This is a genomic window from Blastococcus haudaquaticus, assembly GCF_900230285.1.
GTDB classification, from domain to species: Bacteria; Actinomycetota; Actinomycetes; order Mycobacteriales; family Geodermatophilaceae; genus Blastococcus_B; species Blastococcus_B haudaquaticus.
On sequence record NZ_OCNK01000002.1, the window covers coordinates 967,059 to 983,271 of the forward strand.

Annotated in this window: 17 protein-coding genes and 1 riboswitch; of the genes, 5 read left to right on the forward strand and 12 right to left on the reverse strand. The window is 71.8% G+C overall.

Features of this window, described 5'->3' with window-relative positions:
• Window positions 1-10: 10 nt before the first annotated feature.
• Window positions 11-763: an SDR family oxidoreductase gene (locus tag CRP30_RS11310; protein WP_097183992.1), complete on the reverse strand. Its 753-nt coding sequence runs from the start codon at window positions 761-763 to the stop codon at window positions 11-13.
• A 101-nt stretch (window positions 764-864) separates the two neighbouring features.
• Between CRP30_RS11310 and CRP30_RS11315 the strand changes: the two genes are divergently transcribed.
• The gene (locus CRP30_RS11315) at window positions 865-1,710 is read left to right on the forward strand and encodes a helix-turn-helix transcriptional regulator (protein ID WP_097183993.1); all 846 of its coding nucleotides are present in this window, start codon (window positions 865-867) and stop codon (window positions 1,708-1,710) included.
• A 122-nt stretch (window positions 1,711-1,832) separates the two neighbouring features.
• Here CRP30_RS11315 and CRP30_RS11320 read toward each other — a convergent pair whose 3' ends face one another.
• The 5 genes from CRP30_RS11320 to CRP30_RS11340 form a co-directional block, all read right to left on the reverse strand.
• On the reverse strand, window positions 1,833-3,539 hold the full coding sequence (locus CRP30_RS11320; protein ID WP_097183994.1) for a DUF4231 domain-containing protein: 1,707 nt from the start codon (window positions 3,537-3,539) through the stop codon (window positions 1,833-1,835).
• Window positions 3,540-3,599: 60 nt separating this feature from the next.
• The gene (locus tag CRP30_RS11325) at window positions 3,600-4,178 is read right to left on the reverse strand and encodes a hypothetical protein (protein WP_143278445.1); all 579 of its coding nucleotides are present in this window, start codon (window positions 4,176-4,178) and stop codon (window positions 3,600-3,602) included.
• A gap of 213 nt (window positions 4,179-4,391) precedes the next feature.
• The gene (locus tag CRP30_RS11330; RefSeq protein ID WP_097183996.1) at window positions 4,392-5,342 is read right to left on the reverse strand and encodes a D-2-hydroxyacid dehydrogenase family protein; all 951 of its coding nucleotides are present in this window, start codon (window positions 5,340-5,342) and stop codon (window positions 4,392-4,394) included.
• A gap of 24 nt (window positions 5,343-5,366) precedes the next feature.
• Window positions 5,367-6,014 carry a response regulator gene (locus tag CRP30_RS11335; RefSeq protein WP_097183997.1) on the reverse strand — a complete coding sequence of 216 codons (648 nt, stop codon included), beginning with the start codon at window positions 6,012-6,014 and terminating at the stop codon, window positions 5,367-5,369.
• Window positions 6,011-7,297 carry a sensor domain-containing protein gene (locus tag CRP30_RS11340; RefSeq protein WP_159961694.1) on the reverse strand — a complete coding sequence of 429 codons (1,287 nt, stop codon included), beginning with the start codon at window positions 7,295-7,297 and terminating at the stop codon, window positions 6,011-6,013. The genes CRP30_RS11335 and CRP30_RS11340 overlap by 4 nt, the downstream gene beginning before the upstream one ends.
• A gap of 159 nt (window positions 7,298-7,456) precedes the next feature.
• On the opposite strand from CRP30_RS11340, the gene CRP30_RS11345 reads away from it, so the two are divergent.
• The 3 genes from CRP30_RS11345 to CRP30_RS11355 are packed head-to-tail and all read left to right on the forward strand — an operon-like array spanning window position 7,457 to window position 9,484.
• A complete protein-coding gene (locus tag CRP30_RS11345; protein ID WP_097183999.1) occupies window positions 7,457-8,386 on the forward strand; it encodes an ABC transporter ATP-binding protein in 930 nt (309 codons plus the stop codon).
• The gene (locus tag CRP30_RS11350; RefSeq protein ID WP_097184000.1) at window positions 8,383-9,156 is read left to right on the forward strand and encodes a hypothetical protein; all 774 of its coding nucleotides are present in this window, start codon (window positions 8,383-8,385) and stop codon (window positions 9,154-9,156) included. The genes CRP30_RS11345 and CRP30_RS11350 overlap by 4 nt, the downstream gene beginning before the upstream one ends.
• 31 nt (window positions 9,157-9,187) lie before the next feature.
• Window positions 9,188-9,484 carry a hypothetical protein gene (locus tag CRP30_RS11355; protein WP_097184001.1) on the forward strand — a complete coding sequence of 99 codons (297 nt, stop codon included), beginning with the start codon at window positions 9,188-9,190 and terminating at the stop codon, window positions 9,482-9,484.
• A 60-nt stretch (window positions 9,485-9,544) separates the two neighbouring features.
• Here CRP30_RS11355 and CRP30_RS11360 read toward each other — a convergent pair whose 3' ends face one another.
• The 5 genes from CRP30_RS11360 to CRP30_RS11375 form a co-directional block, all read right to left on the reverse strand.
• Window positions 9,545-10,252 (reverse strand): DUF4352 domain-containing protein, encoded by a 708-nt coding sequence (locus CRP30_RS11360; protein WP_097184002.1) that lies wholly within the window; start codon window positions 10,250-10,252, stop codon window positions 9,545-9,547.
• A 263-nt stretch (window positions 10,253-10,515) separates the two neighbouring features.
• Window positions 10,516-10,671, reverse strand: a complete 156-nt coding sequence (locus tag CRP30_RS22765; protein ID WP_200814666.1) for a hypothetical protein — start codon at window positions 10,669-10,671, stop codon at window positions 10,516-10,518.
• Window positions 10,672-10,760: 89 nt separating this feature from the next.
• On the reverse strand, window positions 10,761-11,399 hold the full coding sequence (locus CRP30_RS11365) for a response regulator transcription factor (protein WP_097184003.1): 639 nt from the start codon (window positions 11,397-11,399) through the stop codon (window positions 10,761-10,763).
• A complete protein-coding gene (locus CRP30_RS11370) occupies window positions 11,396-13,411 on the reverse strand; it encodes a sensor histidine kinase (RefSeq protein ID WP_143278446.1) in 2,016 nt (671 codons plus the stop codon). Before CRP30_RS11370 ends, CRP30_RS11365 begins: the two co-directional genes overlap by 4 nt.
• 46 nt (window positions 13,412-13,457) lie before the next feature.
• Window positions 13,458-14,186: a hypothetical protein gene (locus CRP30_RS11375; protein WP_097184005.1), complete on the reverse strand. Its 729-nt coding sequence runs from the start codon at window positions 14,184-14,186 to the stop codon at window positions 13,458-13,460.
• Window positions 14,187-14,580: 394 nt separating this feature from the next.
• A riboswitch (cyclic di-AMP (ydaO/yuaA leader) is annotated at window positions 14,581-14,738 on the forward strand.
• A gap of 15 nt (window positions 14,739-14,753) precedes the next feature.
• Between CRP30_RS11375 and CRP30_RS11380 the strand changes: the two genes are divergently transcribed.
• A complete protein-coding gene (locus CRP30_RS11380) occupies window positions 14,754-15,287 on the forward strand; it encodes a C40 family peptidase (RefSeq protein ID WP_097184006.1) in 534 nt (177 codons plus the stop codon).
• 53 nt (window positions 15,288-15,340) lie between these two features.
• On the opposite strand, the gene CRP30_RS11385 is transcribed toward CRP30_RS11380, so the two are convergent.
• On the reverse strand, window positions 15,341-16,213 hold an 873-nt coding region (locus tag CRP30_RS11385), incomplete at its 5' end, for an HNH endonuclease signature motif containing protein (RefSeq protein WP_099459159.1).

Sequence of the window (16,213 nt, forward strand, 5' to 3'; positions counted from 1 at the left end):
GCCCGCGAACCTAGGCGGTCCGGCCGCTCAGCATCGTGAGCACGTCGTCGTAGCGGCCCTCGACCTCGGCGAACCGCAGGAACCGCACCCGGTCGACGAGGACCTCCCTGACGTCGGGCTGCGTGCGCAGGATGTCGAACGCCTCGGCCAGGTAGTCCTCCAGCGGCATGGCGTTCTCGTCGACCCGATGGCCGGGCATGAGGTCGGTCTGCACGGACGGCGGCACGAGCTCGACCACCTGCACCGGTGTGCCGGCCAGCTGCACCCGCAGGCTCTCGGTCCACGAGTGGATGGCGGCCTTCGTCGCGTTGTAGGTCGGCGTGGCCGGCAGCGGCACGAACGCCAGCCCGGACGACACGTTCACGACCGTGGCGTCGTCCTGGCGCAGGAGCAGGGGCAGGAACGCGTTGAGCACCCGGATCGGGCCGAGCAGGTTGGTGGTCACCGTCGCCTCGGCGACCGCGAGGTGGTCGGGGTCGCGCAGGTCCTCCGGGATCATGATCCCGGCCATGTTGACCAGCACGTCGAGCTCGGGGTGGTTGCGGCTGACCGTCTCGTAGGCGGCGGCGATCGACGCCGGATCGGCGACGTCGAGCCCGACCGCCTCGATGCCCGGGTGCTCCGCGACGATCCGGTCGAGCAGGTCCTTCCGCCGGCCCGCGACCAGGACCGTGTTGCCGACCGCGGCGAACCGGAGCGCCAGGCCCAGGCCGATGCCCGAGGTGCCGCCGGTGAACAGCATCGTGTTTCCCGTCGTCTTCATGGCTCCACCGTGCGGCCGTGCGCGGCCGGGCGGGAGAGGAGCGGTTGTCCAGGGATCGGCGGTCCCTGGATCCCCGCCGCGACGGCGCGCAGGATGATCACGTGGACCGCGCCCAGCTCGCCGACTTCCTCCGCCGTCGTCGCGAGACCCTGCAGCCGGGCGACGTCGGCCTCCCCGCCGGACCGCGGCGGCGCGCGCCCGGGCTGCGCCGCGAGGAGGTGGCCGCTTTGACCGGCATGTCGACGGACTACTACGCCCGGCTCGAGCAGCAGCGCGGGCCGCAGCCGTCGGAGCAGATGGTGGCGGCGCTGGCCCGCGGACTGCGGCTCACGCTCGACGAGCGCGACCACCTGTTCCGGCTGACCGGGCACCACGCGCCGGTCCGGGTGCGCCGCTCCGAGCACGTCAGCCCGGCGCTGCTGCGGGTTTTCGACCGGCTGCAGGACACTCCCGCGCTGATCCTGTCCGACCTCGCCGACACCCTCGTGCAGAACCGGCTGGCGCGGGCGCTGCTGGGCGACGAGACCGCCCACACGGGGCTGGCGCGCAGCGCGATCTTCCGCTGGTTCACCGATCCGGAGGCCCGCCGTCACTACCCGGAGCGGGACCACGCCCATCAGAGCCGGCTGCAGGTGGCGGGCCTCCGCGCGGCGGTGACGGCGGGCGGGCCGGACCCGCGGGCGCAGGAGATAGTGCGCCGGCTGCAGGCCGAGAGCGCGGAGTTCCGCGAGGTGTGGGCCCAGCACGAGGTCGGGAAGCGGTTCGACGACTCCAAGACGCTGGTGCACCCCGAGCTCGGTGAGATCGCGGTCGACTGCCAGGCGCTGTTCACCGAGAACCAGGCGCAGGTGCTGCTCGTGCTCACCGCCGTCCCGGGCAGCGAGGACGCCCAGAAGCTGCAGTTGCTCTCGGTGATCGGCGAGCAGGAGTTCAGCTCGGCGCGATGATTATCAGCGAAGGCCACATCTCCCTCGGGACTATTGGTGCGAGGAAGCGGCTGATTCGCATTGCCTTGGAGCGGAGTCCGGGCGGTCACGGTCTCTCTGAGCACCGTGCCGTCTCGACTTCCTCACCGCTTGTAGCGATCGAGGAAACCTTGCTGAGCTTGGTGCAGGGAGCGCTCCCAAGCCGAGCCTTCGGTGGCTAAGGCCTCCTCCACCTCCGCGACGTAATTTGCGAGCTGGGCTGTCGCACTTCTTGCCTCGGACGGAAGAGCCAGCCATCGGGCCCGAGCAGAGCGAACCGCCACGCAGGTCATTCGCATCGCCTCCGCTCTCGCCTCGCGCTGTGAATACTCGCGCCACGACAGCAGCGCCGCCGCGACACCGGTCAAAGCCGCTGCCCCGGCCGTCACGTCTTCCCATCGCCAGGAGATCGCTAGCAGAAATGCCGCACCTCCTCCCACTGTGAAGAGCGCCAGCGCTAGCCGGGTGGCTTCGCGCTCCGTTTGTCGCACGGCATGTTCCAGGAACGACAGTTGGTCCACGACCCGAGCCTCGTCGTAGCTGGGCGGACTCAGTGGCCCCAGTAAGGAGTCCGCCGGCGGTATGCGTGCGCACAAGGAGCGCGGGGGCCAGACCACAGACGGCGGACCGCCCCCGCTCGACGTCGTGGACCGGCCTCCGGTCTTCAAGTCGACAGCGGACAGCGCCTCCCCTAGCAGCGCGGGGGTCGCCTCGGACCCCTGGTATCCACCGACGCCGCACCTGAACCGATAGATCTCGCGGAGAATTGACTCGCCGGCTGCCCGAAGTTCTACCCATGTACCGCTCCGAGCGCGCCTTTCGATCAGACCCAAGAGCACAGCGGCGATCAGCGGCAACGCCGTAACGACGCCCTTAAGCACGTCGCCCGCCAAAGGACTGATGAACGGAAGCCCGCCGCCGGGAGACGGCTTAGACAATCCGACTAGCAAAGCGCAGATGAGAGTGATGCTGGCTAGAACCAGTACCGACGCTGCAAGTCGGGTTGTGGGTGGCTTTCGCGCCGTCGCTGCAGCATCCAGCGCAGCGAATCGAGCCCATGCTTCGCGGAGGAGCGCGTTGTCGCTGAGACGCCAGCGAAGCGCCCGCTCGACCTGCGCACGTTCTCGCAAGTCGTTGGCGGCGAAGCCCCCGTCCACAGCTGCGGCCTGGACATCGTCGTCATCCGCAAGAGATTTCCGACCGGGCTCTGGCGGCGGCATCGGCGTCGCGAGAAGCTGCAGAGCCACCGCCAGCCGCTCCGACTCACCGCCGCTGCCTGTCATGAGGACCACCGGCCACCGTCGGCGGGCCGCCAGCTTGATCTCCCGATGCGTGCCACAGCCGCCGCCCACGGCCAGCATTACCACCCCTGAGCGGCCGGCGATCCGCTCAGCGACCCGTACCAACGTCGGGCCCTCGGAGCCCCACGCGTCACCGGTCGTGCGCAGCAATTTGTGGTGGCGCTCGGGAAGGGTGGAGTCGAGATCGCCCGGGGCTGCGCCGTACCCGATCAGTTTTCCGTGGGGCGCCACACCCACGAGCTCCGCGCCCGGTGCGTGCTCGGCCATCGCTTCACCGAGGGCCGCCATGACACCGGAGTCGGTCCCACCCGATACGACCACGACGCCTTCATCGCGGCACACCGGTGCGACGACGGTCTCCAAGAGGAGCTTCAGTGCGTCCTGGACCTCCTCTGAGAGGGGCGCCCCCGCCCAGCCCACCACGACAAGCACGGGTCGGCCGACCGGAATAGCGAGTTCTTCAAGAACCGACGTCAAGGATCGACTGCCGTCGTGGTAGGCGGAAATCATTGCTGCTGCGAAAGCCGCCGATGGGTCGGGCCGGGGTGCCTCTGTCACGAGATCAGCTCGTCAGTGATCCCTGTAGTACTGCGACCGAACCAGTCCCTGCCAGCGCAACAACGCTGCGTCGAATCCGATGCAGGCATCTGGATTCTTAAGGTCATCAGGGCGCGCCTTATCCCAGCTCTTTCCTGGCATCGGCATCGGATGAACGAGGACGTCGCTCGCACCCTCGTCAAACACCCCGCCAGTGATTCTGTCCTGCTTGAGCACGAAGAGAGGGAGACCGAGGCCGAATAGGATGCCTGTTTCCAGTTGATTCCACGGGGTCGGTGCGTGGTATTCCCGGATGACCGTTTCTATCACCATGCCGTCAAGGTCATTGGTCTTGCCGTATGCTCGTTTGGCAGAAATCTGTGTGTACCCGAGGATGATGCCGCCTGCACAGTGGCGGGCCAGCGTACGAACCTCATGGAGCGGGTTGTACATCCCGCGGTCGGACGCACCCACGGTCCTAGGTTCTAGACCGACCTCCGCCAGGCGGCCGTAGATATAGCGTTTGGACGCCACCTGTTGCTCGTCCAGTTTGGACGGCACCGATGCAAATACCGGGATGCGAGCGCTGCCCCATGCGAGCATATCCGGCATCGCGCGAGACTACTGGCGCGAAACAGGTGCGGCCACATGGGCACGCCACGCGCCCTGTCCTCTCTCGAACGGTGCTCGTTGGGGCGATCTGAGCCAGTGGGATCCAGAGAGGATCTGGTCGACCTCGAACGACAGACCGACGGCCATCCGGGACGGCCTTGTGATTTCCTTCGGTCGCCTACGGCGCCAGCATGCTGGGAAGGCAACTCCCCGTCAGTTGATGACCCGCAGCGGTTCGCCGGCGAGGAACGCGGCGACGTCCTCCACCGAGTCGCGGTAGAAGACCTCGTAGGTGGCGCGGGTGACGTAGCCGAGGTGCGGGGTGAGGACGGCGTTGCGCAGCTCCCGCAGCGGATGGTCGCGCGGCAGCGGCTCCTCGTCGTAGACGTCGATGCCCGCGCCCGCGATGCGGCCGTCCCGGAGCGCGTCGATCAGGGCGGCGGTGTCGACGATCGGCCCGCGGCTGGTGTTCACGAAGACGGCGGTGTGCTTCATCAGCGCGAAGTCGTCGGCGCCGATGAGGCCGCGGGTGCGCTTGGACCACAGCAGGTGGACGGTGACGACGTCGGCCGTGGCGAAGAGCTCCTCCCGCTCGACCCGCCGGGCCCCCACCTCGGCCGCGCGCTCGGCGGTGAGGTTCTGGCTCCAGCCGACGACGTCCATGCCGAAGGCGTTGCCGATGCGGGCCACCTGGGAGCCGAGCCGGCCGAGGCCGATGACGCCGAGGGTGGCGCCGGCCAGGTCGCCGCCGATCGTCGTCTGCCAGCCCCCGGCCCGCATGCCGGCGTCCTCCTGCGGGATGTGTCGGAGCGCCGCGAGGATCAGGCCCCAGGTGAGCTCGGCGGTGGCGGTCGGCTGCGACGCCGTGCCGCAGACGGTGACGCCGAGCTCGGCGGCGGCTGCGACGTCGATCGACTTGTTGCGCATGCCGGTGGTGACGAGCAGCCGCAGGTCCGGCAGCCGCTCCAGCACCTCCCGGGGGAACCGGGTCCGCTCGCGCATGGCGACGACGACGTCGAAGGGCTGCAGTCGGGCCACGAGCTCGTCGGGGTCGCCGACGAAGTCGTGGAACTCGACCACCTCCGCGGGGTCGGGCAGCCGCGACCAGTCGCAGAAGTCGGCAGCCACGGACTGGTAGTCGTCGAGGACGGCGATGCGATGCACGGGTCCGGTCTACACCGGATCCGGTCAGGCGGTCATGAAGCCGCTCTCGTAGGCGGCGATGACCGCCTGCGTGCGGTCCCGCGCGCGGAGCTTGAGCAGCACGCTGCTGACGTGGGTCTTCACCGTCTCGCGGCTGAGGAACAGCTCGCCGGCGATCTCGGCGTTGGAGAGCCCGCCGGCGACCAGCCGCAGCACGTCGGCCTCCCGCCCGGTCAGCTCGGGCAGGGCGGCCGGGCCCCGTGCGCGGGACGGTGCGTGCGAGGCGATCAACCGCCGGGTGAGGTCGGGCAGCACCAGCGACGTCCCCCGCGCCACGACCCGGATGGCGTCGACCAGCTCGTCGGGGTCCGACCGCTTCAACGCGAAGCCGCTCGCCCCGGCCTGCAGCGAGCGGAAGAGGTAGTCGTCGTCCTCGAACGTGGTCAGCACCAGCACCCGCGGGCGCTGCGGATCGCGGGCGACCAGCTCCCGGGTCGCCGCGATCCCGTCCATGTCGGGCATCCGGACGTCCATCAGGACGACGTCGGGATCGGTCCGGGCCGCCACCTCCAGCGCCTCCCGCCCGGTGCCGGCGTCGCCGACCACGGTGAGGTCGGGCTCGGTCTCGAGGATGACCCGCAGGCCCGAGCGGACGAGCACGTCGTCGTCCACCAGGAGCAGCCGCAGGCTCACGCGGCGCCCGACAGCGGCAGGGTGACGCTCAGCTCGAAGCCGCCGGTAGGCGTCGGCTCGGCGGCGAGGGTGCCGCCGGCCGCGGCCGTCCGCTCGCGCAGGCCGGCCAGCCCGCGCCCACCGCCGGGGCCGGGCCGGCTGTCCAGCTGCGAGGCGCGCTCGTTGCACACCCGGACGACGAGGGTGTCGCCGCTGCGGACGACCTGGGCGACGGTGAGCGGGGTGCCCGCGTGCCGCAGCACGTTCGTCGTTCCCTCCTGGACCACCCGGTAGGCCAGTTCCTGGACGCCGTGCGGCACGTCCTCGACGTCGCCGTCGACCACCAGGGCGACCGGCAGGCCGCCGTCCCGCAGCCCGGCGAGCAGGTCCTCGAGGTCGTCGAGCGACGGCGGGGCGAACGGGGCGGGGTCATGGCCGCCGTCCTCGGCCCGCAGCACGGTGAGGACCCGGTCGAGCTCGGCGAGCGCGGCGCGGGTGTTGGTCTCGATGTGGCCGAGCGCCTGGCGGGCGAAGTCGGCCTGCAGCGGCCGGTCCTCGACCGGGGTCAGCGTGCGGCGGGCAGCGGTGGCCTGCAGCAGGCTGGCGGTGAGCGCGTGCCCGATGGTGTCGTGCAGGTCGCGGGCCAGCCGGTTGCGGTCGGCCAGCCGGCGGCCGGTCTGCTGGAGTGCGGCGATCTGCTGCTCGGCGCCCACGCCGAGCAGCCGGGGCGCTACGGCGGCGGCCAGCCGGACCAGCAGGTCGAGGACGACGAGGGTCCCGACGACGACGGCCGCCATGAGCGCCAGCAGGGGCAGCGCGTTGAACAGGTTCCAGTCGATCCCCTCGCTGAGCGCGAAGAGGGCCAGGATGCCGAAGAAGAGGGTGGCGAGCGTGGCCGCGCCGATCAGGACCCGTGCACCGAGCCAGCCGACCGCCCGCCAGGTGCCGGCCGACTGCACCAGGCGCCGCGCCTTGAAGAGGAGCCCGGGCTGGCGCCGGACGCGCTCGCCGACGGGGATGTCGACGCCCAGCAGGACGCCGGCCAGCCCGCGCTCCATGCCGGCGAACCCGCGGATGGTCGCGAGGACCAGCAGGATGAGCAGCAGGCCGACGCCGTAGATGACCGCGAACACCGAGCCGAACAGCGCGAAGTACAGGGCCAGGCACAGGACGCCGACCGGCAGGTTCGCCAGGGCGTACAGGAGGCGTCCGGGCCAACCCGGGCCGGCGGCGGTTGCGACCAGCCCGCGCAGGCCGGCAGCGATCTCGGTCGCGGAGGCGGGGAACGTCGTCGTCGATGACACGGCTCGATCCTGACCTGCTGTCGCGCCGCGGGATTCCCCCGTGAGCGCGCTCTTGCCCTCCCCCTCGCGGGGGACCGAGATCGGTGCTGCCGGGTGATCCGCGGGGGCCCTCTCCCCCGACAGGCTCCGTGTCATGACTCCCCTCTCCCGGTGGCTCGCATGATCGAGGTTCGCGGGCTGACCAAGCAGTACGGCGTGATCCGGGCCGTCGACGACCTGACGTTCGACGTCGCCCCCGGCAAGGTGACCGGCTTCCTCGGACCGAACGGCGCGGGCAAGTCCACCACGATGCGCATGATCCTCGGGCTCGACCGGCCCACGGCGGGATCCGCGCTGGTGGGTGGCCGGCCGTTCGCCACGCTGGCCGAGCCGCTGCACGCGGCCGGCGCCCTGCTCGACGCCGGGGCCGTGCATCCCGGCCGCAGCGGACGCGACCACCTCCGGGTGGCGGCCCGCACGCACGGGATCCCGCAGCGCCGGGTGGACGAGGTGATCGACCAGGTGGGCCTCGGGCCCGCCGCGCGGCGCCGGGTGAAGGGCTACTCGCTCGGCATGCGCCAGCGGCTCGGCATCGCGACCGCGCTGCTGGGCGACCCCGCCGTCCTGCTGTTCGACGAGCCGATGAACGGCCTGGACCTGGACGGCGTGCGATGGATCCGGCGCCTCGTGCGCGGGCTGGCCGACGAGGGGCGCACGGTGCTGCTGTCGAGCCACCTGATGAGCGAGATGGAGCAGACCGCCGACCACCTGGTCATCATCGGGGCCGGGCGGCTGATCGCCGACGCCTCGATGCACGACGTGATGCGCGGCGAGAACGCGCAGCGGCGGGTGCGGGTGCGCACGCCGTCCGTCGATGAGCTGGCCGGTGCGCTGCTGCGCCGGAACCTGCGGGTGCACCCGACCGACGGCGGCGACCTGCTGGTGGAGGGCGCCTCGCCGGAGACCGTCGGCGACGTCGCACTCGAGGTGGGCGTGGCTGTGCACCGGCTGGCCCAGGAGCAGTCCTCGCTGGAGCAGGTGTACCTCGACCTGACCGGCGACAGCGTCCAGTACCGCGTGACCGAGACCCCCGAGATGGTGCAGCGATGACCGCCGTCCACCTGCAGGAGCCCGGGACGCTGACCGTCTACGGCCGCGCCGCCACCGCAGAGTGGCTCCGGCTGCGGACCGTGCGGTCGACGTGGTGGTGCCTGCTGGCAGCCGCCGTGACCATCGTCGGCATCGGCGTGATCATGGCGTTCGACGCGGAGAACGTGACCGCGTCCGGGGACCTGCCGCCGGCCACTGCCGCCGGGGAGTTCGGGGTGCTCCTCGGTCAGTTCGCGCTGCTGGTGATGGTGCTGCTCGCGGTGACGCAGGAGTACGCCAGCGGTGCGATCGCGCCGACGCTGCAGTGGACGCCGCGCCGCGGGGTCCTGCTGGCCGCGCGGGTCACCGTGCCGGTTCTCGCTGCTGCGGTGGCCGCGGTCCTGCTGGCCTTCGTGGCCGACGTCGCCGCGTGGCTGATCGCGGACCTGTCGCTCTCCACCGGGGACGTGACCGACAGCCTCGGCCGCATCGCCGCGGTACTCGTGGCCGGCGGCGTGCTGGCCGTGGGTGTCGGCCTGTTCCTGCGCAGCACGGCCGGGGCGCTGGCGACGGTGTTCCTGCTGCAGCTCGTGCTGCCGTTCCTGCTGCCGGCGTTCGGTGTGCAGTGGATGGCCGATCTCGGTGAGCTGCTGCCGGGGTCGGGTGCCATCTGGACGCTGCTCGGCGAGCCGGAGATGTCGGCAGCTCAGGCGACGACGCTGCTGGTCGGCTGGTCCGGGGTGGCGCTGGTGGCGGGCGGCTGGTCGTTGCTGCGGCGCGACGCCGGGTAGAGACGGGGCCGCCCCGGGTAGGGGCGGCCCCATGGCAGTGCGCAGCGCGTCGGTGGCCGCCGGGGGTACGTGGCGGGACCCGGAGGACGGGATCCGCTACCCGGCCGGTGAGGTGCACGCGTGGGAGCGCGGCCGCAACGAGACCGTGTGCGGGCTGTCGCTGTACCGGTCGCGGCTGGCCCGCTTCCCGCACGTGAGCTGGGCCGATGTGCAGCCGGCGTCGGGCCGGCACGCCGAGGAGGTCGCGGACGTCTGCCGGAAGTGCGCGGCCGGCATGGGTGCCCGCCGCGACGACCGCGGCTGGACCCGGACGAATCCGCGCCCCTGAACGCACTCGGGCGCCCCGTCGGAAGACGGAGCGCCCGGGTGCCAATGCTGCGTTCGCGACTTACTGCAGAGCGACCGTGACGCCGCCGGAGAAGGCGGAGTCGTGCAGCTCGATAGCGGCCGGGGTCGTGCCTGCAGGGACGTCGAAGACGACCTTGCTGTTCAGGGTGTTGCCCGGGTTGATCTCCTCGAGGAGCGAGTCGGAGTCGTCGAGGTAGATGGCGGCCTCGGTGTCGGCGGAGAACTCCTGGCCCTCGGCGTTCAGCAGCGTGGCGTTGTCACCGAAGAAGGTGCCGGACTCGTTGCCGATGTTGGTGACGGCCACGTCCACGACGCAGAACTGGCCCTGTGCCTGGGTGCTCATGTACTGGCTGCCGATCTCCGTGAGGCTGCAGTCGACACCGGAGACGACGAAGCTGAAGTCGCCGTCGGCGGCGGCCTGCCCGATGCCGGGCATGGACGGCTCCTCCGGTGCGGCCTCCTCGGCCGGCGCGACGACGTCGGCACCGGCGGCGGGTGCGTCGACGGCAGCGTCAGCACCGGTCGTCTCAGCCTTGTCGCCGCCGTTGATCGCCGAGCCGATGACGGTGAGCAGGAAGAGGGCCGCGACCACGCGGAACCACGTCTTCTTCCAGAGCGGCTTCTTCTCCGGGGCTGGCGCCACCGGGGGCTGCCCGTAGGGCGCCTGGCCGACAGGCATCTGGCCGTAGGGCTGGCCGGTGGGCGGCGGGCCGTAGGGCGGCTGCGGCGGTGCGTAAGGCTGAGTCACGTGATTCTCCCCGTAGAAGTGGTACCGGGAGCCGTGATGTCGATCGCCGATCAGTCGGCGTCGTGGACCCCCGTTCTGCGGGACAGTGCCACGACGAGCGGACCGGACCGACCATTTTCGCAAGTGCCGTTGCACAGGGATCTCCTCCTGCCCCAAGTGCCTCAGCGGCTCCTTCCGCAGCGATGACCGGCGGCCTGCGGCGGACACGACAGCGCCCCCTCACCCGGGATTCCGGGGAGGGGGCGCTGTTGCGTCTGGAGGAGTCAGTAGCCGCGCGTGCGGCCGGTGCCACCCTTGTTCTTGTTCTGGAAGTCCGAGATCATCTTCTTGATCTTCGCCTGGTTCTGCGGCTTCTTGGCCTCCGAGATGACCTTCGCCGCGACACCCGACGCGATGAGCTTCCTGAGCATGCCTGCCATGTTCGCCTCCTCGTTGTTGACTGACTGACTCGTTGCCCCGATGAACGGCCGGCCAACCGCAGAGGTGCCCGGGTTCACCGATCGGGCCGTCACTGTCCGCCCATGCCGGCGTCACGGGCTCGGGCGACGGCGGACGCGCGGTCGGTCACGCCCAGCTTGGCGAAGATGCTCGAGACGTGGTTGCGGACCGTCTTCTCCGACAGGAAAAGCCGGCGGGCGACCTCGGCGTTACCGCGCCCTTCCGCGACGAGCCGGAGCACCTCCCGCTCCCGATCCGACAGCTGCGGGAACGGGCCGACCGTCGCGCCCGCCCCGGCGGCGAGGAGGGCCATCACCCGCTCGGCGACGCCGGTCCCGTAGACGACCTGACCGTCCGCGACGGACCGCACGGCGCGTTCGATCTCCTCCTGCCCGGCGCCCTTGAGCAGGTAGCCCCAGGCGCCGGCGCGGATGGCGGCGAGCACGGTCTCGTCGGCCTCGATCATCGTCAGCACCAGGACCCGCGTCTCCGGTGCGACCTCGTGCAGGCGCCCGGTCACCTCGACCCCGGTGAGTCCCGGCATCTTCAGGTCCAGCAGGGCGACGTCGGGGCGGTGCTCGATGACGGCGTCGACGGCCGCCGGCCCGTCAGGGGCCTCGGCGACGACGTCCAGCCCGCTGTCCTGCAACAGCAGCCGCAGCCCCGCGCGGAAGGCGGGGTGGTCGTCGGCGATGACCACCCGGATCACGGGTTCCCTCCCAGCGGCAGGACGGCGGTCACCCGGGTACCGCCACCGGGCGCGTCGGAGATGCGGCACGTGCCACCGAGTTCCGCGGCACGGTCGCGCATCGACTGCAGGCCCAGCCCGGCCGGTGCGTCGCCCGGGCAGCCGCGGCCGTCGTCGACGACCTCGATGCCGACCGAGGCGCCTTCCCCGGCCAGCCGCACGGTGATGTGCTCGGCGCCGGCGTGCCGGATGGCGTTCGTCATCGCCTCCTGGGTGATCCGGAAGGCTGCGACCTCGACGGCCGCAGGCAGCTCGGACAGCTCGCCGCTGCCGCTGATCCGGATCTGCGGGGCGCCGTCGCGTCCGGGCAGAAGTCCGGGCCCGGTTGCCTGCAGTGCGCCGAGCAGCCCGAGGTCGTCGAGGGCCGGAGGGCGGAGGTCGTGCACGATGCGGCGCACGTCGGCCACGGCGTCCTGCAGCTGCTCGCGCGCCGTCGTCACCAGGGGCACGGCGCGGGCCGGTTCCTGCCCGAGGGCGCGCGCCGCGACGTCCAGGGCCATGACCGCCGACGCCAGCTGCGGACCGAGGCCGTCGTGCAGGTCGCGGCGGATCCGCCGGCGCTCCTCCTCCCGGGCGGTGACCAGCCCGTCCCGGGAGCGCTCCAGGTCGGTGGCCAGCCGCAAGGCGAAACCCACGGCGGCGAGCTGGGTGGCCAGATCTGCCAGCAGCGACTCGTCGACCGGGTCGAGTCGGTCGGTACCCGCGCGGTGGGCGACGTGCAGGGTGCCCACGACGTCGTCGTGCCACTGCAGGGGGAAGGCGTGGACAGCGAGCGCCTGCTCCCCCACCGACTCGACGACCGGCGACGCCTCCGGCCGATCGACCCGCACGGAGACCGCGGGCAGCTTGAGGTCGGCCGCCATTGCCGCGACTGCCCCGGCCAGCGCAGGGCGCGGCGAGGCGGCGTCGCGGAGCACCTCCGTGACCCGACCGAGCACGCGATAGGGATCGCCGCGGGACCCGTGCAGCAGCCGGTCGACGGCACGCTGGATGCGGACGTAGAGCGGGTGGAAGACCGCGGCGACCGACACGGCTCCGATGAAGCCGATCACCGAGTCCGGGGCACCGGCGAGGCCGCCGAGCCAGCCGACGACGGCGATGTAGACCAGCGCCGAGCAGGCCAGCAGCGCCGTCCCGACCAGGGTGCGGTTGAGGACGACGTCGATGCCGAACAGCCGGTAGCGGACGACCGCGAGACCGATGGCGAGGGGCACGGTGAGGGTGACGAGGACGTTGACCGGCGGCGGCGCGACGAAGGCCGCGAGGGTCGCCAGCGCCAGTGCGTAGCCGACCCAGGCGATCTGCCGTCGTCCCTGCGGATCGGTGCGGCGGAACCTCAGCACCAGACTGGCCAGCCCGAGCAGTGCGAGCGCCGGGAGGACCGGGTCGAGGACCGTCTGGACGGCGTCCAGGACCGGTCTCGGCAGGCTGATCGCGACGGGATTCGGCGGCTGGTCACCCTCGGGCTGGATGTCGGTGAACGCCGTGAGCAGCGACATCGTGGCGATGAGGGTGAGCGCGGTGATCGCGACGGGGCGCCACCGGCGGGACACCAGCCGGCCGTCCGGGAAGATCAGCGGGAGCAGCGTCGCGAACGAGACGAACGACGGCACCCAGGTCCAGAGGGTGAGCCAGGCGGCGATCCGGAACACGAGGGCCGGGTCGTCGCCACCGGTGAAGCCGTACACGGCGAGGCCGGCGGAGCCGGCGTAGACGCAGGCGAAGCAGCCGATGACAGTCATCAGCTGCAGGACGCGGTGTCCCGGCACCCGGCCCAGCAGGACGGCGCCGACGATCGCCATGGCTGGGCCGATGAGCGGCTCGGGGCTGCCGAAGAGGTCCGGGCGCTGCGCCGCCGGGGTGGCCACGTGGGCGACCAGGCCGGCGGCGAGCCAGCCCATCGCGGCCACCGCGGAGAGCCGGGCCGCCACGGTGGCGGCCCGGCCCCTCTGCGCTCCGCGCTCCCTGAACACCGGTTCCTCCACCTCGCGGCGACGCTACCGACCGGATGGCCGCTGGTCAGGAGGTTGCCGCGCCCGGAGTACGGCCGGTCCACCACTGGCGGTCGGTCATCCGGGCCACGACGACAGCCAGTCCCACGGAGGCGGCGACGAACAGCCAGTGCGGGTCGACCGGGCCCGTCTGGAACCCGCCGAAGTCGAGGACCAGGAACACCAGCAGCACGACAGGGATCCAGATCGGCACGACGCGGGTGCGCAGGTAGCCGATCGAGGTGAGCAGCACCGAGCCGGCCATGCCGAGCAGGAACGGCACCACGACCAGCAGACCGAGCGCACTGTTCTGCGTCGCCTCGAGCAGGGCGACCATCGCCCCGCGGTCAGGCTGGTCGACGGCCGCGGCCTCGACGATCCCGACCGTGTGGATCCCGAAGAAGCCCAGGCCACCGACGACGGCGAGCACCGCGGCCGTGGCACCCAGCCGCGGCATGCGTGGCCGAAGCAACTGCGCCATCGCGACCAGACCCAGCAGCAGGAACGGAACGCCCAGCGTGCCGAGGACCAGGCCGGTCGTGGCGAGCGTGCGCTGCGCCTCCCACGCCTCGAGGCTGCCGGCTACCGAGCCGCTCTGGCCCACGATCCGGCCGATCAGCGCCTCGGTGAGATTGAGCGTGGCGCCGACGGTCAGGCAGACGACGGCGGTGCGCCGTCCGATCGGCGCCGGGCGGGGGCTCGGTGCGTCTCGCGCGATGGTGTCCGACAGAGCCGGGGACACGGGCTCAGCGGTCATGGGTCCACCTCCTTCACCCGCCGGGTCCCTCCCGGTGGATGCGGACCACGGTGGGGCGGGAGCCGTCCCGGCGTCGTGAGGCACCGGTCCCGATCTGGCCGGGAGCAGCGTCCCTGCCGGACGACTCGCGCGAGCCGGCGGGGACGGTGCGTGCCGCCACGCCGCGGAGGCGAAGTAAGCGGCCGATTGCGTTCCGTTGTGTGAGGCGGACTCGTTCCCGAACGGCGGGAGACGTCGGCCGTGGTCGGCTCGCGAGTCGCCGTCCAGGGGCCTCTCGCAACCACCCTGATCGACCCGCCCGTGCCGTCATCGGTCGCTTCGCGGGCCTCCATCGGCCGACCTAGCGTCATCGCCGTCTCGACGGGCCCCGTCGTCACCGCCTCCGGTGACACCCGTCCAGGCACCGCCGAACCGGCATCGGACGTCGTCCGCTGCCGGACCGGGGACCCACCGCAGTACTGGGGTGAAGCGCGACCGGCTCCACCGGTCCCGCCGGGCGATCTCCCCGCCCGAACCCGTCAGCTAACTCGGTAGGCGGTTGATGGAGAACAGGAGAACGCGTCGTCCATGACGACTACACGCACGTCCACGATCAGCCGTCGCTCCTTCCGCGGAGCAGCCCTCGCCCTCTTCACCGGCGCGGGGATCGCGCTCACTCCCCTGACCGCCACGGCCGACGCCGGCGGTCCGGCAGCCGGCGCTGCCGCGGCGCCGGTCGCCGTGGCAGCCGCCCCGGTCGCGGCGCCGAACCATGCCGCGCAGGTCGCCGTCGACACGGCGCTGGCCCAGCAGGGCAAGCCGTACGTCTGGGGCGGCACCGGACCCGGCGGCTACGACTGCTCGGGGCTCACCTTCTCGGCCTACCAGGCTGCCGGGGTGTCGATCCCCCGCACGTCGCGGGCGCAGTCGACAGCCGGGGTCCACGTCGACCGGGCGAACCTCCAGCCGGGTGACCTGATCTTCTTCTACGACCCGGTCGGCCACGTCGGGATGTACATCGGGAACGGCCAGATGGTGCACTCGTCGACCTACGGCAAGCCGGTCGCCGTCGTGCCCGTCGACTCGATGTACGGCTACAACACCGCACGCCGGGTCGTCTGAGCCACGTCCGGTGCCCCGGCGCGCAGGCCGGGGCACCGGCACCCCGCGTGCCGTCAGACGAGCAGTGGCCGGCCGATCACGATCTCGGTGTCGTCGGGCCGGAAGGTGCGCCATCGTCCGTCGGGCCCTCGCTGGACCCGGAATCCGTGATGGACCTTCGTATGGTGCCGCTCGCACAACAGCGCTGAGTTCTCCAGCGACGTCTCCCCGCCGAAGATCCAGTGGATCAGGTGGTGCACGTCGCACCAGTACTTCGGGGCTCCGCAGCCGGCGAAGACGCACGCGTCGTCCCGCAGTTCGACGGCCTTGCGCAGGTGGGGTGGCACGACCCGGTGGGTGCGGCCCATGTTCAGCGGCTTGCCGTGCTCGTCGATCCGGACCGGGGTGATGCTGCCGTCGCAGGCGAGCATCCGCGCCTTCTCCGCGGAGATCAGGCTGCCGAACCCGGTGCTCACCGTCGCTGCGCCGTTCGCCCGGGCGAACAAGTCGGCGTCCCGCGTGGTGACGACGACGTGCGGCTTCACCGTCCGCAGCCGCGGCAGCCCGCCGGAGGCCAGTTGGTTGTCGGCCAGCTGCACCAGCGCGTCGGCGTTCTGCTGGGCGCGGGTCCGCCGATCACCTCGGGGCCGGTCGGCCTGCACGACCGACTCGATCGCGGTCGTCAGCTTCTCCCCGCCGACCGCGTCCAGCTGGCCGCGGATCACCACCGTGCCGTCGGACAGCGTGGCCAAAGTCAGCGACCGGTCCTCGGTGGGGTCGGGCTCGGGGCCGTCGGGGTCGAGGCGGGACAGGTAGTGGTGCACGGCCCGCGTCAGCTGCTCGATCCGGTGCTCGGCGGCGACGGTGCTGAACGTGCGGTCGACCTCGGCCAGGTCGACGCCCTGCTCCAGCGCCGCCGCCATCCGCTCCGGCCGCACCACCGGCGC